Here is a 26,625-nt window from a genome sequence, read left to right on the forward strand (position 1 = left end):
TTCAAAGTTGCACATTCCTTGGCATGTTCCCAATCCGTGCCGTCTTTGACATCATGGCGCGGATGCGGAATGTTAAAAGGCAGAAAGCCAACAATGGGAGTTAGTCATGACGATCTACAAGAGTAACGGCGACCGCGTTCCCGATCACATCCTGGCCATGGCCGAAGACGCCAAGGCAGGCAAGATGGATCGTCGCGAATTTCTGGCTCTCGCCAGCGTCTTCGGAGCTTCGACGGCGATGGCCTATGGCATGCTTGGCCTTGCAGACCCGACGCCGGCCAAGGCGGAAGAGGTCCAGGGCAAGAAAGGCGGCGTGTTGAAGGTCGCGCAATGGATCAAGGATCCGAAGGATCCGCGCAAGGCCGACTGGTCGGAAATCGCCAATGCCGAGCGCCAGGCGCTCGAGCCGCTGGTCAAATATACCACCGAATACACATTCCGCCCCTATCTGCTGGAGAGCTGGGACGTGAATGACGACGCTACCGAATACACGCTGCATGTGCGCAAAGGCGTCACCTGGAACAACGGCGATCCGTTCACCGCAGACGACGTCATCTTCAACCTCAAGCGTTGGGCCGACAAGAAGGCAGAAGGCAATTCCATGCCGGGTCGCCTCGGTTCGCTGGTCAAGGACGACAAGCTGGATGAGAGCGCCGTGACCAAGGTCGACGACCACACGATCAAGCTGACGCTCAGCAAGCCGGATATCGCCCTCATTCCCAACGTGTGCGACTATCCCGGCCTCATCGTCCACAAGACGTTCGATGAAAAAGGCGGCGACTTCAAGTCTTGCCCGATCGGCACTGGGCCGTTCGAGCTGGTCTCCTACGATGTCGGCCAGAAAGTGGTCTACAAGCGCCGCGAAGATAACAAATGGTGGGATGGTGACGTCTTCCTCGACGGCATCGAGTTCATCGACTACGGCACCGATCCGGCGGCCATGGTCAGCGCCTTCGAAGCAGGCGAGGTACACACCAATTTCGAGACGTCGGCCGACTATGTGTCGATCCTCGACGGCATGGACCTGGTGAAGTCGGAGATCGTCACCGCCTCGACGATCGTCTGCCGCACCAATGTAACCAACAAGCCTTATGGCGACCAGAAGGTTCGCAACGCCCTGCAACTCGCGGTCGACAACAATGTCGTCCTCCAGCTCGGCTACGGCAATGCCGGCACGGTTGCCGAAAACCACCATGTCGCCCCGATCCATCCGGAATACTACGAACTGCCGAAGATTGCTCGCGACCCGGCAAAGGCGAAGGCGCTGATGGCGGAAGCCGGCCAGGCCGATTTCGAGCACGAGCTGATCACGGTCGACGAGGACTGGCACAAGAATACAGGCGATGCGATCGCCGCGCAGATGCGCGACGCCGGCATCAAGGTGAAGCGTACCGTGCTGCCGGGTTCGACCTTCTGGAACGACTGGACGAAGTATCCGCTGTCGATGACCAACTGGAACATGCGGCCGCTCGGCGTCCAGGTTCTGGCGATCGGCTATCGCACAGGTGAAGCCTGGAACGAGACGGCCTGGTCGAATCCGGAGTGGGATGCCAAGCTCAATGCTGCGCTCGCAGTCGCCGACGCCGCCAAGCGCAAGGAAATGATGAAGGACATCGAGCAGATCCTGCAGGATTCCGGCATTATCATCCAGCCTTATTGGCGCAAGCTCTACAGCCATTCGGTCAAGGCGGTGCAGAACTACAAGATGCACCCGACCTTCGAGCGCGACTATGGCAAGGTCTGGCTCGAGCAGGCCTGACCGGACGATCCGGAAAGGGGCGTCTCGCCCCTTTCCGTCGCTCTTTGCATGATCCATGGACCGGAAGTCGGCGCAGCAAAAAGTTGCGGACTCTTCGGCCGGGGTCTGCAATAAAAAGGGTATTGCATCTGGGACTGGTCTGAAGGCTTGTTCTGCCGTGGCGGCAGGGCGGCTTGCAAACCGGTTCCAACCCCCAACCCGACCGGCAGGGGACCGCCATGCTTTCTTTCGTTATCAGGCGTCTCGGCACCATGGCATTGACGATGCTGTGCCTGACGATGATCGTCTTCTTCCTGGTCAATCTCGGGCCCAATCTGAAGAAGCTGGCGATCAGCCAGACCGAAATGCACACATCCGCCGAGCAGCTTGAGGCCTGGCTGGTCAACCATGGCTATCGGCAGAATTTCTTTGTCCGCTACGGCCAATGGCTGGGCATCATGCCAAAGCAGCCGGTGACCGACCCGGCGACCGGCAAGCCCGCACAGCGTTTCTCCTTCTGCAACGATCCGGTCGTGCCGACATTCTCCGGCATCCTGCAAGGCGATTTCGGTTGCTCGACGAAGTTCAAGACGACGGTCGCTTCGAAACTCTTCCCGGCGCTCAGCGCCACCGGCATCCTGATGCTCTGCGTGCTGGCCGTGATGGTGCCGGTCTCGCTTTTGATCGGCATTCTCGCCGGCATGCGCGAGGGCTCACGCACCGACCGTACATTGTCGGTGGCTTCGATCGCCTCGACGGCGACGCCCGAATACGTTTCGGGCGTCATCTTCACCGTGATCTTCGCCTCCTGGCTCGGCGTGCTGAACGGTTCGGCGGCCTCGGCCAGCCAGGGCATCACCTTCTACAATTTCACCTTGCCGGTAATGACGCTGGCGATCTACGGCATCGGCTACATCGCCCGCATGACCCGCGCCTCGATGGTGGAGGTGATGACACAGCAATATATCCGAACCGCCCGGCTGAAGGGCCTCTCCTTCGGCAGCGTGGTGATAAAGCACGCTCTGCGCAATGCGCTGATCGCACCGTTCACGGTCATCATGCTGCAGTTTCCCTGGCTGCTCACCGGTGTCGTTATCGTCGAGGTGATGTTCCGCTACCAGGGTTTCGGCTACACGCTGGTCGAGGCTGCCGGCAACAACGACATCGATCTTCTGCTCGGCTGTTCACTGGTCTCGGTGTTTATCGTCCTGATCACACAGCTCATCTCCGATGTCGGCTACGCGTTCCTCAATCCGCGCATCAGAGTTCAATAGGAGACCGGGCGGATGCAGGTCGAATATCTCAGCGCCCTCAACGTCGTACTCGGCGTGCTTGCCCGCTTCTGGCCGGTCTGGATCGCTCTCGCCCTGGTGATGGGAGCGAGCTTCGGCTACAAGAAGAAACTAGGCCTTTACGGCCAGCTTTTCGACAGCGGCGTCGGCATCGTCGGCGTTGGCATCTGCCTGTTCTGGCTGTTTACGGCGATCTTCGCGTCGACCATCTCGCCCTTCGATCCGCTTGCCCAGGTGCCGATCATGAAGGACGCGCTGCCGGGCGCGATCGAGCCGGCGTCGAAACTTATATACTATTTCGGCGGCGACAAGCTCGCCCGCGACGTGTTCTCCCGCATGGTCTATGGCAGCCAGATCGTGCTGATCATCGCGCCGGCGGCGACCGGTTTTGCGCTGATGGTCGGTATTACGCTCGGCCTGCCGGCCGGCTATTATGGCGGCAGGATCGATACGGTGCTGTCCTTCCTCGCAAACCTTGTGCTGGCCTTCCCGGTGATCCTGCTGTTCTACCTGCTGGTGACGCCGGGCATCATGGACACGCCGATCCCCTACGCGATGGCAGGGCTGTTCTTCCTGTTTCCGATCATCTTCTTCAGTGTGTTGTTCTGGACGCGCTACAAGAACCGTCCCGACCGCCTCTATATCCTGCTTGGCCTGACGTTGGTGCTTGGCGGCTGGATCTATGCCGGCCTTGTCTTCGATGCCGATCCGTTCAAAATCATCCACATCGATCCCAACCAGCTCAACATCTTCGTGGCGGTGGTGTTCGCCTCCAGCCCGGGCGTGTTCCGCATCGTGCGCGGCCTGGTCATGGACATCAAAACGCGCGACTATGTTGCGGCGGCTCAAACGCGCGGTGAATCGCCCTGGTACATCATGCTGTGGGAGATATTGCCCAATGCGCGCGGGCCGCTGATCGTCGACGCCTGCCTGCGCATCGGCTACACTACGATCCTGCTCGGCACGCTCGGCTATTTCGGGCTGGGACTAGCGCCGGAAAGCCCGGACTGGGGCACGGCGATCAAGGATGCAAGCCGGCTGCTGCGCTCCTTCATCCACCCGGCGCTGCCGCCGACGATCGCGTTGATGTCGTTCGTGCTCGGCCTCAACCTCCTGGCGGATTCGCTGCGCGAACAGTCTATGAAAGATTGATGCCGGGAAAGATTGATGCCGGGAAAGATTGACGCTGGGAAGACCGATGCCGGGTTCGGCCCGACGTGCCTGAAGAACAAGGATTGGAGCGACCCATGAATGAGGCAGTTCGAAATCCCGCCAAGCCGACCAATGGCCCGACCAATGGGCCGATCATCGAGATCGAGAACCTGTCGATCTCCTTCTTCACCCGCAAGGGCGAGATCCCGGCGGTCATGGATTTTTCCTGCACGGTCATGCCCGGCGAGGCAATGGGCATTGTCGGCGAATCCGGTTGCGGCAAGTCGACCGTGTCGCTCGGCATCATGCGCGACCTCTCCAACATCGGAAAGATCGTCGGCGGAAAGATCAAGTTCCAGGGCAAGGACATGGGAGAACTGTCCGACGAGGAACTGCGCGCCATCCGCGGCAACAAGATCGCGATGATCTACCAGGAGCCGATGGCCAGTCTGAACCCGGCAATGAAGGTCGGCCAGCAGCTGATGGAAGTGCCACTGATCCACGACAAGGTGTCGAAGGACGAAGCTTATAAACGCGCCTTGGAAATGGTGCGCGCGGTGAAGCTGCCGGATCCCGAACGCATGATGCGTTCCTATCCGCACCAGCTTTCGGGCGGCCAGCAGCAGCGCATCGTCATTGCCATGGCGCTGCTGTCGAAGCCGGCGCTGCTCCTGCTCGACGAGCCGACGACAGCGCTCGACGTGACGGTGGAAGCCGGCATCGTCGACCTGGTCAAGGGGCTGGGCGAGAAGTTCGGCACCTCGATGATCTTCGTATCGCACAATCTCGGGCTGATCCTGGAGACCTGCGACCGCATTACGGTGATGTATTCGGGCGAAGCGGTGGAGACCGGCAAGATCAAGGACGTCTTCGACCGGATGCGCCATCCCTACACGCAAGGCCTGTTCCGCTCGATCCCGCTGCCCGGCGCCGACAAGAATTCGCGGCCGCTGATCTCGATCCCGGGGCAGTTGCCGCTGCCGCACGAGCGGCCGAAGGGCTGCAATTTCGGCCCGCGCTGCCACCATTTCGTCGAGGGCGTCTGCAACGCCGCCGAAATTCCGATGATCGCGGTCGAAGGCCATGACGGGCATTTCTCGCGCTGTGTGCGCTTCAACGAGATCGACTGGGAGGCGCTGCCACCCGGCGCCAAGAAGGTCAACGAGCGGGTGGTGCCCGGTGCGCCGGTGCTCCAGATCGAAGACCTCCGGAAGTACTACAAGGTCGGCGGCAGCGAAGTGTTCGGCTCGAGCGAGGGCCGTGTCGTCAAGGCCAATGAGACGATCTCGTTCATGGCGCGCGAATCCGAGACCGTCGCTATCGTCGGCGAATCCGGCTGCGGAAAATCGACCCTGGCCAAGGTGCTGCTCGGCCTCGAAACGGCAAGCTCCGGCCGCGTCAAGCTCGGCAATAAGGAGATCCAGTCGACCGGGATCGAGAAGCGCAGCGTCGACACGGTGTCATCGATCCAGATGGTGTTCCAAAATCCGTTCGACACGCTCAATCCCAGCCATTCGGTCGGTTCGCAGATCATCCGTACGCTGGAAAAGTTCAATGTCGGCGACACGGTGGCCGACCGCCGCAAGCGGATGCTGGAATTGCTCGACCTGGTGAAGCTGCCGAGGGCGTTCGAGTCGCGCAAGCCGCGCCAGCTTTCAGGCGGCCAGAAACAGCGCATCGGCGTTGCGCGTGCCTTTGCCGGCGACGCCAAGGTGGTGGTGGCCGACGAGCCGGTCTCGGCACTGGATGTGTCGGTCCAGGCCGCGGTGACCGAGCTCTTGATGGACATCCAGCGCAAGAACAGGACGACGATGCTGTTCATCAGCCACGATCTGTCGGTGGTGCGCTACATCGCCGACCGCGTCGTCGTCATGTATCTCGGCTATATCGTTGAGCAAGGCACGACCGACCAGATATTCGCGCCGCCCTATCACCCCTATACCGAGGCATTGCTGTCGGCGATCCCGATCGCCGACACAAGCGTGGTCAAGAAGCACATCGTGCTGGAGGGCGACATCCCTTCGGCGATGAACCCGCCGTCCGGCTGTCCGTTCCAGACGCGCTGCGGCTACAAGAAACTGGTGCCGGACAACCTTTGCGAAACCACGGTGCCGCCAGTCAAAAATCTCGGCGACGGCCATATGAGCTTGTGCTGGCTGTCCGACGACGTGCTGGCGAAAATGGAGCCGGTGATCAAATTCGACAAGGAGCACGCCGCGAATGAGGGCGTGCCGGATGATGCAAACCACGGTGTTGGCCCGGGCTTTGCCGGAGATCCGCCCAAGCGCCCGCATGGCAAGACTGGCAGCGTTGAAGCCGATGCCGAGGGCCAGGCAGTGGAGAATGCCGAAGCGGTCGCCAAAGCCCGCCGTCACGAGGTTCGCGACGAGGTTTCAGAGACCGGCACCTCAAGCTCTGCCGACAGCCCGGTGGCACCAATCATGCCGCCGACTGTCGGCGACGGCCGCCAGGCCGAGGACGCCACGCGCAAGCCGCGCAAACCCAAGGGCGGCTGAGAGCCGTTAATAGGCTAGGGCGCGCATTGCCGTAGCTGCGCGGCGTAGTCCTGCGCCATCTGTTCGGTGGCATGCGCATAGCGCTGCACGTCGGCGTCGCCGCGATTGCCGCGCTTATAGGCATTCCAGCCGAGATAGTAGGCGAGATACAGATTGTAGGTGTCGTTGCGGGCGACGCCGAGGGTCTCGGCGGTCTTGGAATGGTACCAGCCGACGAAATCGACGGCATCGGCAAAGCGGGTGCGGCGCGCCGCCCAGCTGCCGGTCTCGTTCTGGTATTGCGCCCAGGTGCCGTCGAGCGCCTGCGAGAAGCCGGTGGCGCTGGAGATATGTTTCCAGGGAATGAAGCCCAGCAGCTTGGTGCGCGGCGGCCTGGCGTTGCTCTTGAAGCCGGACTCCTTGCGCACCGTCGCCATCAGCACGGGAACCGGCACACCGTATTTCTGCTCGGCGCGTTGTGCCGCCGCCTGCCAATTGTCGAACCAGCCGTCATTCTGGTCGAAAACGGCGCAGACATCGTTGATGTGGTTCGGCGGCGTCGCGCAGGCCGAAAGCGTCAGCGGCACGGCAATCGCTACAATTTTACTAAAACTCGACCTACGCATCGGAAGAGCATTAGGCCGAAAACATAAAAGGAATCTTGCGGCGTTTCTTAACGCTCGCCATCTCTGCCAGCCAGCGGATCAATTGTCGATATTTCGACCTGTTTCGTCGCTTTCATAGTGGATGACTGCCAAGAATGCCGCCTTGGCTAAAATCACGCCCGCAAATGGCGGATTTCTGACAGCTCGATCCTCGTGCCGGCGCTTTGATGCGCCGCATGATCGAACCAAGACGCAAGCGCGGCGCCGAGCGAACCAGCAACAGGGGACCGACCGCCATCCCGCAACTGCCGCTCAGGCGGGTGACAAACCCTTATCCGCCGATGGCGATGCTCTCGGCCGACCAGATCGAGGCGATCCACCAGGCGTCGATGCATATCTTGGAGAATTTCGGCATCGAGGTGATGAGCCCGCGGGCGCTGTCGCTGTTCGAGAAGGCCGGGGCCAAGGTCGATCATGCCACGATGAACGTCCGCATCGATCGCGGCATGGTCGAGGAAGCGCTGAAGACGACACAGTCCAGCTATATGCTTACGCCGCGCAATCCCGCCCATGCCGTCCACCTCGGCGGCAACACCATCAACTTCACCCTCGTCGCCGGGCCGCCGAATGTGCACGACATGGAGCGCGGCCGCCGTGCCGGCAATTTGCGCGATTATTCCGACCTCGTCCGGCTGGCGCAGCATTTCAACTGCATCCACATGCTAGGCAACCAGGTCTGCGCGCCGGTAGAACTGCCGGCGAATTCCCGTCATCTCGACACCTATTTCGCCAATCTGACACTGACCGACAAAAGCTTTCACGTCTCGGCCATCGGCCGCGGCAGGGCGCTCGACGGCATCGAGATGATGGCAATCGCGCGCGGACTGACGCTTGACGAGATGCGCGACGATCCCGGCGTCACCACCATCATCTCGGTCAATTCGCCGCGCCGCTTCGACGAGATGATGGCCGAGGGGCTGATGACCATGGCCGAGTTCGGCCAGTCGGTCGCGGTAACACCGTTCACACTGATGGGGGCGATGAGCCCGGTGACGCTTGCCGGCGCGCTCGCCCAGCAGAATGCCGAGGCGCTGTTCGGCGTGGTGCTGACGCAGCTCGTCCGCCCCGGCGCGCCGGTGATGTATGGCGCCTTCACCTCCAATGTCGATATGAAATCGGGAGCGCCGGCGTTCGGCACGCCTGAAAACACCAAGGCGAATATCGCGTCCGGACAGTTGGCGCGGCGTTACAACCTGCCTTATCGCACAACGCCGGGCTCGGCTTCCAATGCCGCCGACGCGCAAGGCGCCTATGAGACGCTGATGGCGCTGTGGGGCGCGGTGCTCGGCCATGGCAACCTCGTCTACCATGCCGCCGGCTGGCAAGAGGGCGGACTGACAGCGTCGTTCGAAAAGTTCATCATCGATGTCGAGATGATCCAGCACATGATGGAGTTTTTGCGCCCGATCGAGGTCAACGAGGCCGAGCTTGCTGTCGAGGCTCTGGGTGCGGTTCCGACCGGCGGCCACTTCTTCGGCGAGCCGCACACGCTGGAGCGCTACGCCACAGCCTTCTACCAGCCGATGCTGTCCAACTGGCAAAATTTCGAGGCCTGGCAGGAGGCTGGCGGGCTCGATGCCACGGCGCGGGCGACGCGGCTGTGGAAGAAGGCGCTGGAGGACTATGTCGAGCCGGTGATGGAAATCTCCAGGCGCGAAGCGCTGGAGGCATACGTGGCCAAGCGCAAGGAAGCGATCGGGCAAAGCGAGCCGTGATGATCGAAGGCTCGCGCTCGTGGGGCTCCTCCCCGAATTCATCGTTCCCATCCAACTCGTTGACGTCAGAGAGAATCCCATGAAATCGCATGCAAAGGTCGTGGTTATCGGCGGTGGCGTTGTCGGGTGCTCCGTGCTGTTCCATCTGGCCCGTCACGGCTGGACCGACATCGTGCTCCTGGAGCGCAATGAATTGACCTCCGGCTCGACCTGGCACGCCGCCGGCGGCATGCACACCATCAATGGCGATCCCAATGTCGCCAAGCTGCAGAAATACACAATCTCGCTCTACAAGGAGATCGAGGAACTGTCCGGCCAGGCGACCGGCGTGCATCTGACTGGCGGCGTCTTGCTGGCGGCGACCGAGGCGCGCCTCGACTGGCTGCGCGGCGTCGTCGCCAAGGGCCGCTATCTCGGCATCGAGCTCGAGGAGATATCGCCTGATGAGGCGGCCGAGCTGATGCCGTTGCTCGACCCCAAGCAGTTCGTCGGCGCCGTTCGCAACAAGGAGGACGGTCATCTCGACCCCTCCGGCGTCACCCACGCCTACGCCAAGGCCGCGAGGAAGCTTGGTGCCGAGGTCGAGCGTTTCACCAAGGTCGAGGACATCGTGCGGCGCGCCGACGGGTTGTGGCGTGTCATCACCAACAAGGGTGAGGTGGTGGCCGAGCATGTCGTCAACGCCGGCGGCCTGTGGGCGCGTGAGGTCGGCCGCATGGTCGGGCTGGAGCTGCCGGTGCTGGCGATGGAGCACATGTACCTGATCACCGAGGACATGCCGGAAGTCGCCGCCTGGAACCAGAAGACTGGTACGGAGATCATCCATGCAGTCGATTTCGACGGCGAGCTGTATCTGCGCCAGGAGCGCGGCGGCATGCTGATGGGCACTTACGAAAAGGCCAACAAGCCATGGTCCGAGTTCCAGACGCCATGGAGTTTCGGCCACGAACTGCTCGAACCCGACATCGACCGCATCGCACCGTCGCTGGAGGTCGGGTTCCGGCATTTCCCGGCGTTCCAGAACACCGGCATCAAGCAGATCATCAACGGACCCTTCACCTTTGCGCCGGACGGCAATCCGCTGGTCGGGCCGGTGCGCGGCCTGCCGGGGTTCTGGGTGGCCTGTGGTGTCATGGCGGGGTTCTCGCAGGGCGGCGGCGTCGGGCTGGCGCTGTCGAACTGGATGATCGAAGGCGATCCCGGCGCGGATATCTGGGCGATGGACGTTTCGCGCTACGGCGACTGGGCCACAATGGCCTACACCAACGCCAAGGTGCGCGAAAACTATTCGCGGCGGTTTTCGATCCGCTTCCCAAACGAGGAATTACCGGCCGGCCGGCCGCTCAAGACGACACCGGTCTACGATCTGTTGTCGGCGAAGGGCTCGCAATGGGGGGTCGCCTATGGGCTGGAGGTGCCGCTGTGGTACGCGCCCGAAGGGGTCAAGGACGAATTCTCCTGGCGCCGCTCGAGTGATTTCGAGCATGTCGCGAAAGAAGTGGAGACGGTTCGGCAAGGCGTTGGTCTGTCGGAAATCTCGTCATTCGCCAAATACAGGGTAACCGGCGAGGGCGCTGCGGCCTGGCTCGACCGCTTGCTTGCCTGCAAGCTGCCGAAATCCGGCCGCATGACGCTGGCGCCGATGCTGAAGGAAGACGGCAGGCTGATCGGCGATTTCACGCTGGCCAATCTCGGCAATTCTAAAAGTGACGATTGGTTCCTGGCAGGCTCCGGCGTCGCCGAGCAGTACCATATGCGCTGGTTCGAAGCGCATCTGCCGGAGGACGGCTCTGTCAGCATCGAGGCGCTGGGAGCAAAACTCACCGGCTTATCGATCGCCGGGCCGAGCGCGCGGAAGCTTCTTGAAAAGGTCACACGATCTGACGTGTCGAATACGGCCTTTCCATTCATGGCCATCAGCAGGATGGATATCGGCATGGCGCCGTGCCTGGTCGGGCGCGTCAGCTACACCGGCGACCTCGGCTACGAAATCTGGGTGGCGCCGGAATATCAGCGTGCCGCCTATCAGGCGCTGATGGCGGCGGGCGAGGAATTCGGCATCGGCCTGTTCGGCTCGCGCGCGCTCAATGCGCTGCGGCTCGAGAAGAATTACGGCTCATGGGCGCGCGAATACCGGCCGATCTATGGGCCGCTGGAGGCCGGCCTCGACCGCTTCGTCGCCTACGGCAAGCAGGCCGATTTCATCGGCAAGCAGGCGGCGCTGGCCGAGCGCAAGCAAGGCGGCAGACTGCGGCTGCGGGCCTTTGTCGTCGATGCTGCCGATGCCGACGTCATCGGCGACGAGCCAATCTGGTATGGCGGCGCCGTGCGCGGCTGGGTCACGTCCGGCGGCTACGCACATCATTCCAAAAAATCTGTCGCCATCGGTTATGTGCCGAAAGAGATCGCCGACGAGGCCTACGGTTTCGAGATTGAGCTTCTGGGCAAACGCCACGCCGCGCGCATGCAGCCGACCCCGCTGTTCGACGCGAATTTCGAACGGATGAGAGGGTGACGTTTCAGGCACCGCGGCGGTTGTCCAGCGCCAGGGCGCCGGCGCCGGCAAACACCAGATAGAGGAAGATGAAGCAGAACGAGATCGCCGAATCGCCGCCATTGTTGACCGGGAAGAAACCCTGCGGCATGTGCGCCATGAAATAGGCGATCGCCATTTCGCCGCAGAGAAGGAACGCCACCGGCCTGGTCAAAAGCCCCAATGCCAGCAGGATGCCACCGGCGAATTCAAGTAGGGCAGCGGTCAGCGTCAGCCCGGTCAGAGCGCCCGCGTGATCGCTGACGGGAAAATTGAACAGTTTCTGGGTACCATGCTCGATGAACTGCAGCGCCGTCATGATGCGCAATGCGGCCAAAGCCTGCGGCTGATATCTGGCAAGACCGTCAAAAAGCTTCATCTAAAACTCCATTTTACCCCTCCCGGACCGGCCATAAATTATCGCCCGGAAATGGACTACTCACTTCCCATGGCCTGCCATCAACAATCGGTGATTGAAAATGATTCCCCAGTCTGACTTTCATATGTGCTCTCTCTATGGTTGCATTTACATATCTATGGTTGTATTGATGCATAGATACTCCAGACACGTGGGTTCACTTCGCCACGAAAAAAGTCGTCATCAGCCTATTCGCAATCCTTGCAGGTACCAGCTTCGCCATGGCCGGGGACGCCGGCTGTGATGCCTTCAAATGGCCGGTGACACGCGAGCAGGCATTGTTTCCGGCATTGCCCTCCGCACAGTCCGGCGGTGCCCTGACGATCGGGCAGGCGGTGGATTTCACGCTCGCAGCGGTCGATACGATCGGCTTTGCTGTTCCGCCGGAACGTGCGCCTGCAGCCGGTACATTCGGCGCGACGGCAAGCGTGGCCGTGCCCCTGGAGGGAGAGCTCCAGATCAGCCTGTCTAATGAGGCCTGGATCGATGTCGTTCAGGACGGCAAAGCCGTGAAGTCGGCGGGGTTCAGTGGTATGAAGACCCGTCCGGGGATCCGCAAGAGCGTGCGCTTTAAGCTGGCCGCCGGCCCGGCGACTATCCAGCTCAGCGGCGCCAAGAAAGAGACCCTCAAGGTTGCGGTGCTGGCGCCGGAATGACTTTGCGCCCTGAGACAATTCATTTGCTCGCATCGCACCAACGGTGCGGTGCGGCTGTTCAATTTTGATAGGTATCGGGCTGGTTCAGCGTCCCGGCGCGATCAGCGCGAAATGCGGGCGAACCGCCGCCATGGGCACGATAGATTTCGCCTAAAGAACGTCACCCGGATCGAATGGTACTCCGGCTCCCCGAAGCTCTTTCGCTAACTCGCGCTCCCAATTCTTGCCGTCGCCGAACGACACATAGCCGATGCCATCAAAGTCTGAAGGTCTCTCAACACCCTCGCCCATGAGTGCGCAGACGTTCTTTGATTCGAGCTTGCCGATGAAAAATCCTAGCTCGAACACTACGTTTTGTCGGGCTCGCTTTCCTGGGGTTGCACCCGCCAAGCCACCAACGTCTTCCGGCATCATGAGAACGACGGCGAACGAAGCACCCTCGGCTACCTCTTGGAACTTCGTCAGGAGCGATCTGCCCGCATTAGCACTCCGGTGAAGGATAATCGGTTCAAGCTTGAGGCGTCGCAAGAACACCTCGACTTCGTTCAGCGAACTTTTGTCGCGTCCATGAACGACAAACACCTTCCGCGATTTAGGTTGTGGCACTTCTGGTGGCTCCTTAACGGGCATCGCTGTAGATGAGCCGAGAGCCGCGCCCAAATCGCGCACCTGATCAGCGGTGAGTTGACCAACGGCTTTGTCAAATAGCGCTGGGTGAACGTTGCGAACACTTCGCACCGGGTCGCCAAAAAGAATTCTCGTGCCCAGTCCTGTGCTTACCGCATTCTTTGGCACCAGTTTGCCGTCGAGCATCTTCAAACCTTCGGTGTCCAACGCGATCCAAAAATCCATGCGGTTTTGAGCACTGACGTCGTTCAAAATTCCGTTGGGATAGTTCCTGTCCAAGTTCCCCGCTTTCTGGACAAGAAAAATATCCAACCGCTCCCCGTCCAAAGTCAATTCGGATGAGTTAGCTACCGCAAATCTTGCCAGCGCCATTGCACGCGCGAGACGGCCTCCCTTGTCTCGCCCAGCATCTATACCGTCGAGCCCAATCTCCAATATGAGTTGATCAAACTCAGAATGGCCTAGCGAGGCCAAAATGTTGCAAGCGCCGAGCACAAGCTTTCGCGCCAATTTGAATTCAAGCATAACTTCAATGCCTCGCCCAAAACCTCAGGCGCAACAATATACGAAGCGCCGAACGAACCGTAACCGATTTGGGACACGTTAACAAAAAGCACAAGGAAAAAACCTTGGCCGATCAGGCCAAAGCTCATTGGTTAGGGTTGATTTATTTCACAAATCGTCATCAGCCTATTCGCAATCCTTGCAAGCACCAGCTTTGCTATGGCCGATGATGCTGCGCCACCTTTAAATGGCAGGTTGCGCGTGAGCAGGCGCTGTTTGCGGCCGCGCACGCCGCGCCAAGAGGCGTAACAGAACGGCCAAGGCTCTAATCGCCACTGGATGACAGTTCAGTGGCAGGTCACTGGCACTCGTGCCGGTTAATACGATCAGCTTTGCCGTGCCGCCGGAACATACGCCCGCAGCCGGCACGTTCGGCGCGACGGCAAGCGTGACAGTGCCGCCGGAGGCGAGCTCCAGATCAGCCTGTCCGGCGAGGGCTGGGTCGATGTCGTTCAGGACGGCTATGCCGTCGCTCGGTCGATTTCAGCGGCGTGAAACCCTGTCCTGGCATTCGCAAAAGCGTGCGTTTCACGCTTGCGGCGGGTGCGGCGACCGTCCAACTCAGCGGCGCCAAAAAGGCCGGTCTCAAAGTTGCGGTGCTGATGCTGGAATGATCCAGCAGCAGCACTCGGTTGGTCAGGACGCCTACCGCACCGGCGCCATCAGCGCGAAATGGGCACCTTGCGGGTCTGTGCACTGTACGATCCAGCTGCCGCCGGGGACCTCCATCGGACCCATCAGGATCTTGCCGCCATTGTCGGTGACGCGCTTGGCTGCCGCGTCGATGCCGGGCACGTTGAAATAGAACTGCCAGACCGGCGCCGGGATCTGCTCGGGCTTGTTCATCATGCCGCCAACGGGCTCGCCGCCGAAGGCGAAAAGCTGGTAGACGCCCATCGGACCCATGTCCATGGCGTCGCCCTTCTCCCAGCCGAACTGGCTGGAATAGAAATCGAACGCCGCCTTCCAGTCTGACGTGTAGAGCTCATGCCAGCCGATGTTGCCGGGGGTCGCCAACGGTAGCGGCGGCTGGTCGGGGCCGCTGGGCTGCAGGAAGTTGAACATCGCGCCTTGCGGGTCTGCAACGACGGCGAAGCGGCCGACGCCAGGAATGTCGTCGGGTTCGCGGTGAACCGCGCCACCAGCCTTCTTGAGGGAGGTCGTTGCGGCATCGACGTCCCTGGTGAGGATATAACCGACCCAGGCCGGCGGCATGCCCATCTTGCGCGCGTCATCGGGCAGCGTCATCAACCCGCCGACGCCGCGCTCGCCGACATTCATGACGATATAGCGCGGCATGCCCTGGGCCCCTTCGAAAGGCTGCCCCCTCCAGCCCACCACGGAGGTGTAAAACGCCTCGGCGGCGTCGAGATCGGTGGTCATCAGCTCGTACCAGAAGAAGGGCATGGGGGACTGTGGCATTGTCGTGCTCCTTGCGGTTTGTACATCGATCATGCGCGATCCATTCTAGGACGATCTTCACGACGAAAATCCGACAGCGGCCAAAAAAGATGACGGCAAATTGGAAATGTTACCGGGTTGCGCGCCCTGCGGTTTTCGACTTTGCTCTCAGTCAACGAGGGGTTGTTGATCCATGCGCCGGATGTCGCTCATTCCCTGACCAGAGCGGACCATCACCAGTCTAAGGCCTATCCCGCTGCCCGGAATGGTTGTGGAAGGCGTGGTGCGAAGCGAGGGGTCAGATCCAAGCAGCTATGGCTTCACGAGCAATCACCTCTACCGTGCATTCGAGACTGAGCAATAGGAAATGCGAACAGTCGTCTGTCGGCCCGGGTATTGATCGCAACCAGTGCGAGTTCTCGACTCGGAGGAGGGGCCATCTATAGGAGGCTTGCCCGCCAGAGCCAATCAATGGGATTGAGCTGCTAGCGCTGACATGGGTCACTCCCAACATGTCGTCATGAGCCGAAAGTGCTAGCACTCCGTGGAAGTTGATCTTGAGGGTTCGTTCGGATGCCCCGACGAAGAAGTCGCCTTCGACGGCCAATTCAAAGTAGTTGTCGGATTTCAGACGTCACACCTGACAGGCAGCCAGCGGTAAATCTTCCACAGGCTCCCACCGCTGAACCGCCTCCTGAACAATGTCCATCACCTTCTCCAATGTTTGAAAATCGCGCACGATGCTCAAGCGCCTACCGCCCCGTAAGCGCTTTCGAACAGCTTGTCGCCACTGGTAGCCAATTCTGGGCGCCGCATCCATTGAGGCGCAACGGACGGTGCTCAAAAACATGAGTGCATTTATCATGTTTTTATCGAGAGGTTTCAGCGAGTTGCGCCGAAAATTGACCAATTGATAAAAAAATAAAACGTGCTAGCCTTCCCCAAAACAAGAACATGGGGAACTGACGATGCCAGAAGGCCAGTTCAAGCAAGGCATTGCCGGCGGGCGGCTCTCGCCGGACCAATATGCCGACAATTTCGCCGACCTGCACCCGCCGCTCGATCATCACGAGGCGCTGGTCGAGTCCGACCGCTGCTATTTCTGCTATGATGCGCCGTGCATGAATGCATGCCCGACCTCGATCGACATCCCGCTGTTCATTCGCCAGATTTCGACGGGCAATCCGATCGGCTCGGCCAAGACTATTTTTGACCAAAACATTTTGGGCGGCATGTGCGCCCGCGTCTGCCCGACCGAGACGCTATGCGAAGAAGTCTGCGTGCGCGAGGTGGCCGAAGGCAAGCCGGTGCAGATTGGTCGCCTTCAGCGCTACGCCACCGATGTCGCCATGGCCGAAAACAAGCAGTTCTACAAGCGCTCCGAACCGACCGGCAAAACGGTCGCCGTGGTCGGCGCCGGACCGGCCGGGCTTGCGGCCGCGCATCGGCTTGCCCGTCATGGCCACGACGTGACCATCCTGGAAGCCCGCCCGAAGCCCGGCGGCCTCAATGAGTACGGTATAGCCGCCTATAAAAGCGTCGACAATTTTGCCCAGGCCGAAGTCGACTATGTCACGTCGATCGGCGGCATCGACATCCAGAACGGCAAGGCGCTCGGCCGTGATTACCAGCTGTCGGACCTGACCAGGAATTACGATGCGGTGTTCCTCGGCATGGGGCTTGCCGGCGTCAATGCCTTGCGAGCGGATGGCGAGGAGGCCCCGGGCGTCAGCAATGCTGTCGAGTTCATTGCCGAGCTTCGTCAGGCCAGTGATCTGGCCAGCCTGCCGGTCGGCCGGCGTGTTGTCGTCATCGGCGGCGGCATGACGGCGATCGACGCGGCGGTGCAATCGAAGCTGCTCGGAGCCGAAGAGGTGACGATCTGCTATCGGCGCGGCCCGGAGCACATGAATGCCTCCGAATTCGAGCAGGATCTGGCTGCAGCCAACGGCGTCATCATCCGGCACTGGTTGCAGCCGAAGCGGGTCATTGCCGACGCTGGCAAGGTGTCGGCGATCGAGCTCGAATACACCGCGATGGACGGCGACCGGCTCGTCGGCACCGGCGAGCGGCTGACGTTGACCGCCGACCAGGTGTTCAAGGCGATCGGCCAGAGTTTTGTCCCGGCTGCGCTCAACGGCAGCGGTGCGGAGGTCGCGCTGGAAGCCGGCCGCATCAAGGTCGATGCGGAAGGGCGCACCTCGCTGCCAAACGTCTGGGCCGGCGGCGACTGCATTTTCGGCGGCGATGACTTGACTGTTTCAGCTGTCGCGCAAGGCCGCGATGCGGCGGAGAGCATTCATCGGGCACTGACCTCGAACGGGAGGGCATGAGCATGGCAGACATCCGCAACAATTTCGTCGGCATCAAGTCGCCGAACCCGTTCTGGCTGGCTTCGGCGCCGCCGACCGACAAGGCCTATAACGTCATCCGCGCCTTCAAGGCGGGCTGGGGCGGCGTGGTATGGAAGACGCTCGGCGAAGAGGGCCCGCCGGTGGTCAACGTCAACGGTCCGCGCTACGGCGCGATCTGGGGCGCCGACCGTCGTCTGCTCGGCCTCAACAACATCGAGCTGATCACCGACCGCGACCTGCAGGTCAATCTGCGCGAGATCAAGCAGGTCAAGATGGACTGGCCCGACCGGGCGATCGTCGTCTCGCTGATGGTGCCTTGCGAGGAGCATGCCTGGAAGGCGATCTTGCCGGTAGTCGAGGAGACAGGCGCCGACGGCATCGAACTCAATTTCGGCTGCCCGCACGGCATGTCGGAACGCGGCATGGGTGCGGCAGTCGGCCAGGTGCCGGAGTACATCGAAATGGTGGTGCGCTGGTGCAAGGCCAACACCCGCATGCCTGTCATCACCAAGCTGACGCCCAACATCACCGACATACGCAAGCCGGCACGCGCTGCCCTTGCCGGCGGCACCGACGCGGTATCGCTGATCAACACCATCAATTCGATCACCGGCGTCAATCTCGATAGTTTCGCACCGGAGCCGACGATCGACGGCAAGGGTTCGCATGGCGGCTATTGCGGCCCGGCGGTGAAGCCGATCGCCATGAACATGGTGGCCGAGATCGCGCGCGATCCGGAAACGCATGGCCTGCCGATCTCCGGTATCGGCGGCATTACCACCTGGCGCGACGCCGCCGAGTTCATGGCGCTCGGCGCCGGCAATGTGCAGGTGTGCACGGCGGCGATGACCTATGGCTTCAAGATCGTGCAGGAGATGATCGCCGGCCTGGAAAACTGGATGGACGAGAAGGGCCATGCCTCGCTGGACGACATCGTCGGCCGCGCCACGCCCAACGTCATCGACTGGCAGTATCTCAACCTCAACTACGTCGCCAAGGCGCATATCGACCAGGACGCCTGCATCAAATGCGGCCGCTGCCACATCGCCTGCGAGGACACCTCGCACCAGGCGATCACCAGCATGGTCGACGGCGTCAGGCATTTCGAGGTGATCGAGGCCGAATGCGTCGGCTGCAATCTCTGTGTCAATGTCTGTCCGGTCGAGAATTGCATCACCATGGAGCCGCTGGCGGCCGGCGTGATCGACCAGCGCACCGGCAGGCCGGTGTCGCCGATCTATGCCAACTGGACGACGCATCCGAACAATCCGATGGCCAAGGTGGCGGCGGAGTAGCATTGCGGAAAAAAAACGGCGTTCATGGGCGCCGCTTTTTAACTTTCCTATTGCAGATAAAAGTTATCCACGATAATCTATATCCATGAACAGGAGAGCGAAATGAAGCTGGGCGAAGGGGTCGAGGCGGCTATTCATTGCGCCGCTATGCTTGCCGGCGTTGATGGCGCCGCGACCTTGCCAGGTGCTGCCATGGCCGAAGCGTTCGGGCTGTCGCCGAGCTATCTGCTTAAGCATCTCAACGCGCTGACTGCGTCCGGCATTCTGGATTCAGTGCCGGGGCCGTCCGGCGGCTACCGGCTGGCGCGGCCGGCGGAGCGCATAACGCTGCTCGATATCGTGCTGGCCGTCGAGGGGCGTGAACCGGCGTTCCGCTGCGCCGAAATCCGCCAGCGCGGCCCAGCGAAGCTCGATGCCTCGGTCTATGTCAAACCCTGCGGCATCAACGTAGCCATGCTGAAGGCCGAGCGTGCCTATCGCGCCGCGCTCGCCGACGCCCGGCTGTCCGACATCGTTGCAGAATACACGGCCGATGCCGATCCCCGTTCGGTCGCCGCGAACTGCGCCTTCGTCGAGCGCCATCGGCGGCCGCAGAAATCAAGTTCAACCAAGCAAGCATGAAAGGCTACAGACGATGAAACAGAGGCTGCAATTTTTCGGCGCGGCGCCGGAGATCATGAAGGCGGTGTCGGCGCTCAACAAGGCAGTCGACGAATGCGGGCTCGAAAAAAGCCTGTTGCATCTGATCAAGCTCAGGGCGTCGCAGATCAACGGCTGCTCGTATTGCGTCGAGATGCATAGCCGCGAAGCGCGCCGCGACGGCGAAAGCGAGCAGCGGCTCTATCTCGTCTCCGCCTGGAAGGAATCGCCGCTGTTTTCAGAGCGCGAACGCGCGGCCTTGGCCTGGACCGACGCGCTGACCAGGATTGCCGACAACGGTGTGTCGGACGAACTCTATGCAAGGACGCTCGAATATTTCTCGGAAGAGGAGCTGGTCAAGCTCTCGGTGGCGCTCGGCATGATCAACACCTGGAACCGGCTTTGCGTTCCGTTCCATGCAATCCATCCGATGCCAGCGGTCTTGGCCGCCTGAGGACAAGGTGCGCGGCCTTGCGCCGCGCGCCTCTTTTCTGCCCAAGGACCCCCGACAGCATGTTTTTAAACTTTGATAGTGAGATCCTATTCGCCGCCCGCCTGCTGCTTGGCGGCGCCTTTGTCTTTGCCGGCCTGCGCAACATCCAGAATGCGGCGTTGGTGAGCCAATTGATGACGACGCGCGGCGTGCCGCAGGCACGGCCGGTGCTGTGGCTGGGGATCGTCCTGCAGATCATCGCCGGAGCACTGGTGATCGCGGGCATCTGGACCGCTCCGGCGGCGGCATGCCTGATCCTGTTCCTGATCGTCGCCACGCCGATGTTCCATAACTTCTGGGATCATCAGGGCCCGGAGCGCGCGTCCCGCATCAATGGCTTTGTCGGCAACGTCGCGCTGGCCGGAGGATTTCTGGCGCTGATCGCGCAGTCGCTTTGACAACGACTGATGCCTCTTGGAGGCAGCCGCTCACGCCGCATACCGCAAGCCGCCGTCGCAGGTCAGGATCTGGCCGGTGACGAAGCTGTTCGAAACCAGGAACGCGATCGCCTCGGCGACGTCCTCGGCGCGGCCGATGCGGCCGACCGGCGTCCTGCCGGCATAATCGGCAAACACCGCATGGCGCTGTTCATCGGGTAAAAAGTCCCACCAGGGCGTGTCGATGACACCTGGCGCCACGACATTGACGCGTAACGGCTTCAGCTCCATTGCCAGGATCGGCACCACGGTCAGCAGCATGCCGTTGACGGCGGCGATGCCGGCGACACCCGGCGCCGACAATTGCGCCGACACCGCCGAGATGAAAGTCACCGAGCCGCTCTTGTTCAGCGTCGGCAAGGCGGCCTGCAGGCAGGAGAGCTGTGGCCGGACTTTCTCGTCGACGCCGCCGCCGATGTCGGTCAGGTCAAGCGTTTCGAACGCGCCGAGGCCCTTGCCGCCGCTGGCGGCCAGCACCAGGTGATCGAAAGGGCCGAGATCGCTGAAGAACCGGCGAACCTCGTCCGGCTTCGCGGCGTCGAAGGCAGCTTTTTCGACTGTGCCGCCAAGGCTTTGCCATGCGTTGTCGAGCTTTTCCCTGCTGCGCCCGGTGATCGTCACCTTCATCCCCGGGCCGAGCAGCTTTGTCGCGGTGGCGAGGCCGATGCCGGAGGAGCCGCCGACGATCACGGCGTGCTGCGTTTTCTCGATCATGAATTTTCTTTCTTCGATGTTGCGGAAGCGGGTGCGAGCCCGACAAGGCCGAGGCTCAATTCGCGCAACTGCTGCCTCGCCTTAGCGTCATAGGCTTGCGCATCGGCGCGGGATTTTCTTTGGCCGTCGAAATAGAGGCCGCTTCGCCCCTCAAGCGCCGGCGATGTGGCGAGGTTGATGATGGCCTCGGCGCCGGTTTCGACGGAGCTCCAGGGTGTGATGCCCGCCTGCCGCACCATCGTAGTGTTCATGTAGCTTGCCGGATGCAGGCTGTTGACCGTGACACCGGTGCCGTTCAGCTGCTCCGCCAGATCGATGGTGAACATGATCTGCGCCAGCTTGCTCTGGCAGTAGGCACGGACGCCGCCATAGGAGCGGGTCAGCATGACGTCGTCGAAGTCGATCGCCTGCTGGCCGGCCGAGGCGACGTTGACGATGCGCGCCGGCACGCTGGACTTGAGCAGCGGCAGCAGCTCCGTGGTGAGCAGGAAACCGGCGAGATAGTTGACGGCAAAGCGCAACTCGTAGCCGTCGGCGCTGACCTGCCGTTTCGCGTTTGGGCCGGCGGTGCCGACGCCGGCATTGTTGATGAGGACATCGAGCCGCTTGGTCCTTGCGCGCACGGCCTCGGCGAGGCGGCGAACTTCCGCCAGGGAGGAGAGATCGGCGACCAGCAGCTCGGCCTTGCCGCCGGCGGCTTCGATTTCGGCCCCGATCGCCTTGCCCCTTGTCGCGTCGCGGCCATGCACCAGGATGCGCGCACCGCCGGCGCCGAGCCTTTGCGCGACGACGCGGCCGACGCCGTCGGTAGACCCTGTGATGAGGATTGTCTTGTTTTTCAGTTCCATGTTCGGAGCCTCCATCTCGTAGCTCTGAGCGGAAAGATGGGGCACCAGCCACTTGCCAAACAGTTCAAACTTTATCCTGGTATCGGTACTGCTATAATAGCGCCGATGGATTCCACCACGCATTCCGCCGAAGACAGCCGCCGCCGCGAGCTTGGCGCCTTCCTGCGCTCGCGGCGCGAAAGGCTGACGCCTTCGGCCACCGGCATATCGACCGGATTGCGCCGGCGCACGCCCGGGCTGCGGCGTGAGGAAGTGGCGATGATCGCCGGCGTCGGCACGACCTGGTACACCTGGCTGGAGCAGGGCCGCGACGTTCGGCCATCGGCAGAGGTGCTGACGGCGCTCAGCCGGGCGCTGCGCCTGGACACGGCCGAGCAACGGCATCTGTTCATCCTTGCCGGCCGACCGCAGCCGGAGCGTCGCGTCGACGCGCCGGAAAAAGTCGATAGCCCGTTACTGCACATGCTGCAGAGCCTGGTCCTGCAGCCGGCCTATGTCCTTGGGCGGCGCTGGGACGTGCTGGCCTGGAACTCTGCCGCGGCAGCCGTGTTCGGGGACTATGGTCTGCTGGAGGGCGATGCCCGCAACATCGTCCATATGGTTTTCACCAGCCCGCAGCACCGGCGCCTGCTCGTCGACTGGGAGGAACTGGCGCGTGCCGTGCTGGCGTCATTCCGGGCAGAAAGCGCCAGATATGTCGGCGATCCGGATTTCGAGCGGCTGATCGCGCTGATGACGCGCTCGAGCCCGGAGTTTCGCGCCTGGTGGCCGCTACGCGACGTGGCCCGCAACCTATCGGGTGTGAAGCATGTCCGGCACCCGATAGCGGGCGCCATGGCGTTCGAGCATATGAGCCTGTCGATCGACGACGGCTCGGACATGAAGCTGATCGTCTACACGCCGCTCGCCGAGCAAAACTCGATCGCCAAGCTCGAACAACTGCTGGAGACGCTTCCGGCCGAGCGGCGCAGCGCGTGATGCCCATCGCTTCGCTGAAGCCTCAGCCCTTCGGCTTCAGCCCGTCAATGAACAGTTGCTCGAGAAACCTTGCGGCATCCTCGAAGCGGCCGTCGCCGCCGCGATCGGGGCCGAGCACGGCGCGGACCTGGACGTCGAAATCGGCATAGTGCTGCGTCGTCGCCCAGATCGAGAAGATCAGGTGCCAGGGGTCGGTGCGGGCAATCTTGCCGGCGCGCATCCAGCCCTTGATGACGTTGGCCTTCTCGTCGACCAGTGTCTTCAATTCGCCCTCCAGCATCGGCATGATGCGCGGCGCGCCCTGCAGGATCTCGTTGGCGAACAGCCGGCTCTCGCGCGGGAAATCGCGCGCCATTTCGAGCTTGCGCCTGATATAGCTGCGCAGTTCGGTCAAGGGATCGCCAATGTCGTCGAGTTCGCGCAGCGGCGCGAGCCAGGTGTCGAGAAGCCGCTGCATCAGCGTCTCGTGGATGTCCTCCTTGCGGCGGAAATAATAGAGCAAGTTCGGCTTCGACATGCCGGCGGCTTCGGCGATCTGGTCGATGGTCGAGCCGCGAAAACCGTTGGTGGAGAAGACTTCGAGCGCCGCCTCTAGGATGAGCTCGCGCTTTTCCAGCTGGATGCGGGTGCGGCGAGGAGCGGAGCTTTCGACCGCCCCCGTCACCTCGAAAAACCCTCGCCGCGAGGCGTGTCTGGACCAATTCTCTGGACCAGTTTTTCTCCGCCCTGTGGAGCGCACTTCGAAAGCCGCATTTCCGCTAGTAATCCCTTGACCGCTGATAAGGCGGTGCTAACGTTTGTCCAACCGGTCAAAAATTTGCGTAGCACGAAAACGCAGCAAAGACCAAGTGTTGGAAAGACCAGGCGTTAGCCGCACCGAAACGGGTTACAAGGGGAAGTCTTGGTCATGTCCAACCGGCTGAAAGTCACGCCGAACGATCTCAGCGCATTCTGGATGCCGTTCACGGCAAACCGGCAGTTCAAGCAGGCGCCGCGCATGTTCGTGTCCGCCAAGGACATGCATTACACGACCAGCGACGGGCGCAAGGTTCTCGACGGCACCGCCGGTCTGTGGTGCGTCAATGCCGGCCACTGCCGTCCGAAAATCACCGAGGCGATCCAGAGCCAGGCGGCAGAGCTCGATTATGCGCCGGCGTTCCAGATGGGTCACCCGATCGTGTTCGAGCTTGCAAATCGGCTGGTCGATATCGCGCCGAAGGGCATGGACCATGTGTTCTTCACCAATTCTGGATCGGAATCGGTCGAGACCGCGCTGAAGATGGCCATCGCCTATCACCGCGCAAAAGGCGAGGGCTCGCGCACCCGCCTGATCGGCCGCGAACGCGGCTATCACGGCGTCAATTTCGGCGGCATTTCGGTTGGCGGCATCGTTACAAACCGCAAGATGTTCGGCACGCTGCTCGGCGGCGTCGATCACATGCCACACACCCATCTGCCGGAAAAGAACTCCTTCACCAAGGGCGTGCCCGAACATGGCGCCGAACTGGCGAACGAATTAGAGCGTATCGTTGCCCTGCACGACGCCTCGACAATCGCCGCCGTCATCGTTGAGCCGGTTGCCGGTTCCACCGGCGTCATCCTGCCGCCGAAGGGCTATTTGCAGAAGCTTCGCGAGATCTGCACCAAGCACGGCATCTTGCTGATTTTCGATGAGGTCATCACCGGCTTCGGCCGTCTCGGCACGCCGTTTGCCGCCGACTATTTCGGCGTCACGCCCGATATCATGACCACCGCCAAAGGCGTCTCCAACGGCGTCATCCCGATGGGCGCGGTGTTCGTGAAGAAGGAAATCCACGACGCCTTCATGACCGGGCCCGAGCACATGATCGAGTTCTTCCACGGCTACACCTATTCGGGCAATCCGATCGCCTGCGCCGCGGCGCTGGGCACGCTCGACACCTACAAGGAAGAGGGGCTGCTGACGCGCGGCGAGGAACTGGCGCCGTACTGGGAGGACGCGCTGCATTCGCTGAAGGGCGAGCCGAATGTCATCGACATCCGCAATATCGGCCTGATCGGTGCGATCGAACTGGCGCCGATCGCCGGCCAGCCGACGAAACGCGCCTTCTCGGCTTTTGTGAAGGCGTTCGAGCGCGGTGCATTGATCCGCACCACCGGCGACATCATCGCGCTGTCACCGCCGCTGATCATCACCAAAGGCCAGATCAACGAATTGATCGACCATGTGCGCGAAGTGTTGAGGGCGGTGGACTAGATACTCCCCAACATGTAGGGGCGACGACGGGAACCGTCGTCCTAATATGAGAGTAAATGAGAGGAACTTGAATGGCCGCCCCCGGCGAGAATCTGCGAATCAATTCAGACCGTTTGTGGGATTCGATAATGGAGATGGCGAAGATCGGCCCCGGCATCGCCGGCGGCAACAATCGCCAGACCGTTACCGACGAGGACGGCGAAGGGCGGCACCTGTTCAAGCGCTGGTGCGATGAGGCGGGGCTCGAAATGGGCGTCGACGAGATGGGCACGATGTTTGCCCGCCGCGAGGGCACCGACCCAAGCCTGCCGCCGGTCTATGTCGGCAGCCATCTCGACACGCAGCCGACCGGCGGCAAGTATGACGGCGTGCTCGGCGTGCTCGGCGGCCTGGAGGTCGTGCGCTCGCTCAACGATCTCGGCATCAAGACCAAGCACCCGATCGTCGTCACCAACTGGACCAACGAGGAAGGTGCCCGCTTTGCGCCGGCAATGATGGCGTCCGGGGTATTCGCCGGCGTGCTCGACCAGGCCGACGTCTATTCACATGTCGACAAGGACGGCAAGCAATTTGGCGAGGAGCTCGAACGCATAGGCTGGAAGGGCACCGAGAAAGTCGGTGAGCGCAAGATCCACGCTTTCTTCGAGCTGCATATCGAGCAAGGCCCGATCCTCGAGGATGAAGGCATCGACATCGGCGTCGTCACCCATGGGCAAGGGTTGAAATGGCTGCAGGTGACGCTGACCGGCAAGGAGGCGCATACCGGCTCGACGCCGATGCCGAAGCGGCGCAATGCCGGGCTCGGCATGGCGCGGGTGATCGAATTGGTGCACGAGATCGCCATGGACTACCAACCCGACGCCGTCGGCGCGGTCGGCCATATGGAGGTCTATCCAAACTCGCGCAACATCATTGCCGGGCGCACCGTCTTCACCATCGACATCCGCTCGCCGGAAAAGGAGGTGCTGGACGCCATGGACGGGCGCATCCGCGAAGGCATCGACACGATCTGCGACGCGCTCGACATCAAATATCAAATCGAGCAGGTCGGCCATTTCGACCCGGTCACCTTCGACGCGGGCTGCGTCAAGGCTGTGCGGGATGCGGCGGAGCGCTTGGGATATACGCATCGCAATATCGTCTCGGGCGCCGGCCATGACGCTTGCTGGATCAACCGCGTTGCGCCCACCGCAATGGTGATGTGCCCTTGCGTCGACGGTCTCAGCCACAACGAGGCCGAGGAAATCACCAAGGAATGGGCAGCGGCCGGCGCCGATGTGCTGTTCCATGCGGTGGTCGACACGGCGGCGATCGTAGGGTGAGAGGTTTGGGCTGGAGCAGACGGATTCTTGCGAAGAGGGACCCCCACCCTAAC

General features: G+C 61.7%; 22 protein-coding genes. 15 read left to right on the top strand and 7 right to left on the bottom strand.

Going from position 1 to position 26,625, the window contains the following annotated elements:
- The first annotated feature begins 106 nt into the window (after positions 1 to 106).
- From NKH42_RS21340 to NKH42_RS21355, 4 genes are all read left to right on the top strand, one after another.
- Positions 107 to 1,759 (top strand): ABC transporter substrate-binding protein, encoded by a 1,653-nt coding sequence (locus NKH42_RS21340; RefSeq protein ID WP_352740670.1) that lies wholly within the window; start codon positions 107 to 109, stop codon positions 1,757 to 1,759.
- 218 nt (positions 1,760 to 1,977) lie between these two features.
- On the top strand, positions 1,978 to 3,012 hold the full coding sequence (locus NKH42_RS21345) for an ABC transporter permease (RefSeq protein WP_352475426.1): 1,035 nt from the start codon (positions 1,978 to 1,980) through the stop codon (positions 3,010 to 3,012).
- A 12-nt stretch (positions 3,013 to 3,024) separates the two neighbouring features.
- A complete protein-coding gene (locus NKH42_RS21350) occupies positions 3,025 to 4,182 on the top strand; it encodes an ABC transporter permease (RefSeq protein ID WP_352475425.1) in 1,158 nt (385 codons plus the stop codon).
- Between the two features lie 95 nt (positions 4,183 to 4,277).
- On the top strand, positions 4,278 to 6,698 hold the full coding sequence (locus tag NKH42_RS21355; RefSeq protein ID WP_352752280.1) for a dipeptide ABC transporter ATP-binding protein: 2,421 nt from the start codon (positions 4,278 to 4,280) through the stop codon (positions 6,696 to 6,698).
- Positions 6,699 to 6,712: 14 nt separating this feature from the next.
- Here NKH42_RS21355 and NKH42_RS21360 read toward each other — a convergent pair whose 3' ends face one another.
- The gene (locus NKH42_RS21360; protein ID WP_352740674.1) at positions 6,713 to 7,303 is read right to left on the bottom strand and encodes a transglycosylase SLT domain-containing protein; all 591 of its coding nucleotides are present in this window, start codon (positions 7,301 to 7,303) and stop codon (positions 6,713 to 6,715) included.
- Between the two features lie 215 nt (positions 7,304 to 7,518).
- Between NKH42_RS21360 and NKH42_RS21365 the strand changes: the two genes are divergently transcribed.
- A complete protein-coding gene (locus tag NKH42_RS21365) occupies positions 7,519 to 9,057 on the top strand; it encodes a trimethylamine methyltransferase family protein (protein WP_352703411.1) in 1,539 nt (512 codons plus the stop codon).
- A gap of 79 nt (positions 9,058 to 9,136) precedes the next feature.
- Positions 9,137 to 11,572 (top strand): GcvT family protein, encoded by a 2,436-nt coding sequence (locus tag NKH42_RS21370; protein ID WP_352703413.1) that lies wholly within the window; start codon positions 9,137 to 9,139, stop codon positions 11,570 to 11,572.
- A 4-nt stretch (positions 11,573 to 11,576) separates the two neighbouring features.
- Here NKH42_RS21370 and NKH42_RS21375 read toward each other — a convergent pair whose 3' ends face one another.
- On the bottom strand, positions 11,577 to 11,969 hold the full coding sequence (locus NKH42_RS21375; protein WP_352687533.1) for a DoxX family protein: 393 nt from the start codon (positions 11,967 to 11,969) through the stop codon (positions 11,577 to 11,579).
- A 260-nt stretch (positions 11,970 to 12,229) separates the two neighbouring features.
- Between NKH42_RS21375 and NKH42_RS21380 the strand changes: the two genes are divergently transcribed.
- Complete coding sequence (locus tag NKH42_RS21380; RefSeq protein WP_352505550.1) at positions 12,230 to 12,664, top strand: hypothetical protein; 435 nt, start codon at positions 12,230 to 12,232, stop codon at positions 12,662 to 12,664.
- Positions 12,665 to 12,814: 150 nt separating this feature from the next.
- Here the strand turns inward: NKH42_RS21380 and NKH42_RS21385 are convergent, their stop codons facing one another.
- Positions 12,815 to 13,816, bottom strand: a complete 1,002-nt coding sequence (locus tag NKH42_RS21385; RefSeq protein ID WP_352505551.1) for a TIR domain-containing protein — start codon at positions 13,814 to 13,816, stop codon at positions 12,815 to 12,817.
- Between the two features lie 684 nt (positions 13,817 to 14,500).
- Complete coding sequence (locus NKH42_RS21390; protein ID WP_352974406.1) at positions 14,501 to 15,277, bottom strand: VOC family protein; 777 nt, start codon at positions 15,275 to 15,277, stop codon at positions 14,501 to 14,503.
- Positions 15,278 to 16,224: 947 nt separating this feature from the next.
- On the opposite strand from NKH42_RS21390, the gene NKH42_RS21395 reads away from it, so the two are divergent.
- From NKH42_RS21395 to NKH42_RS21415, 5 genes are all read left to right on the top strand, one after another.
- The gene (locus tag NKH42_RS21395; RefSeq protein WP_352505553.1) at positions 16,225 to 17,589 is read left to right on the top strand and encodes an NAD(P)-dependent oxidoreductase; all 1,365 of its coding nucleotides are present in this window, start codon (positions 16,225 to 16,227) and stop codon (positions 17,587 to 17,589) included.
- Between the two features lie 2 nt (positions 17,590 to 17,591).
- Positions 17,592 to 18,905: an NAD-dependent dihydropyrimidine dehydrogenase subunit PreA gene (gene preA / locus NKH42_RS21400; protein ID WP_352687536.1), complete on the top strand. Its 1,314-nt coding sequence runs from the start codon at positions 17,592 to 17,594 to the stop codon at positions 18,903 to 18,905.
- Between the two features lie 102 nt (positions 18,906 to 19,007).
- The gene (locus NKH42_RS21405) at positions 19,008 to 19,526 is read left to right on the top strand and encodes an RrF2 family transcriptional regulator (protein WP_352505555.1); all 519 of its coding nucleotides are present in this window, start codon (positions 19,008 to 19,010) and stop codon (positions 19,524 to 19,526) included.
- Between the two features lie 13 nt (positions 19,527 to 19,539).
- Positions 19,540 to 19,998, top strand: a complete 459-nt coding sequence (locus NKH42_RS21410) for a carboxymuconolactone decarboxylase family protein (RefSeq protein ID WP_352505556.1) — start codon at positions 19,540 to 19,542, stop codon at positions 19,996 to 19,998.
- 59 nt (positions 19,999 to 20,057) lie between these two features.
- Positions 20,058 to 20,435, top strand: coding sequence for a DoxX family protein (locus NKH42_RS21415; RefSeq protein WP_352505667.1), 378 nt, complete (start codon positions 20,058 to 20,060; stop codon positions 20,433 to 20,435).
- Between the two features lie 30 nt (positions 20,436 to 20,465).
- Here the strand turns inward: NKH42_RS21415 and NKH42_RS21420 are convergent, their stop codons facing one another.
- Positions 20,466 to 21,188 carry an SDR family oxidoreductase gene (locus NKH42_RS21420; RefSeq protein WP_352505557.1) on the bottom strand — a complete coding sequence of 241 codons (723 nt, stop codon included), beginning with the start codon at positions 21,186 to 21,188 and terminating at the stop codon, positions 20,466 to 20,468.
- A complete protein-coding gene (locus tag NKH42_RS21425) occupies positions 21,185 to 22,036 on the bottom strand; it encodes an SDR family NAD(P)-dependent oxidoreductase (RefSeq protein WP_352505558.1) in 852 nt (283 codons plus the stop codon). Before NKH42_RS21425 ends, NKH42_RS21420 begins: the two co-directional genes overlap by 4 nt.
- Positions 22,037 to 22,141: 105 nt before the next feature.
- Between NKH42_RS21425 and NKH42_RS21430 the strand changes: the two genes are divergently transcribed.
- Positions 22,142 to 23,014, top strand: a complete 873-nt coding sequence (locus tag NKH42_RS21430; RefSeq protein ID WP_352687538.1) for a helix-turn-helix transcriptional regulator — start codon at positions 22,142 to 22,144, stop codon at positions 23,012 to 23,014.
- Between the two features lie 22 nt (positions 23,015 to 23,036).
- On the opposite strand, the gene NKH42_RS21435 is transcribed toward NKH42_RS21430, so the two are convergent.
- On the bottom strand, positions 23,037 to 23,678 hold the full coding sequence (locus tag NKH42_RS21435; RefSeq protein ID WP_254819042.1) for a TetR family transcriptional regulator C-terminal domain-containing protein: 642 nt from the start codon (positions 23,676 to 23,678) through the stop codon (positions 23,037 to 23,039).
- A gap of 243 nt (positions 23,679 to 23,921) precedes the next feature.
- Between NKH42_RS21435 and aptA the strand changes: the two genes are divergently transcribed.
- Both aptA and NKH42_RS21445 read left to right on the top strand, forming a co-directional pair.
- The gene (gene aptA / locus NKH42_RS21440) at positions 23,922 to 25,250 is read left to right on the top strand and encodes an omega-aminotransferase AptA (protein WP_254819041.1); all 1,329 of its coding nucleotides are present in this window, start codon (positions 23,922 to 23,924) and stop codon (positions 25,248 to 25,250) included.
- Positions 25,251 to 25,321: 71 nt separating this feature from the next.
- Positions 25,322 to 26,572, top strand: a complete 1,251-nt coding sequence (locus NKH42_RS21445; protein ID WP_352505560.1) for a Zn-dependent hydrolase — start codon at positions 25,322 to 25,324, stop codon at positions 26,570 to 26,572.
- Positions 26,573 to 26,625: the final 53 nt, after the last annotated feature.

It is taken from the genome of Mesorhizobium sp. M1142 (assembly GCF_040318565.1).
GTDB lineage: Bacteria > Pseudomonadota > Alphaproteobacteria > Rhizobiales > Rhizobiaceae > Mesorhizobium.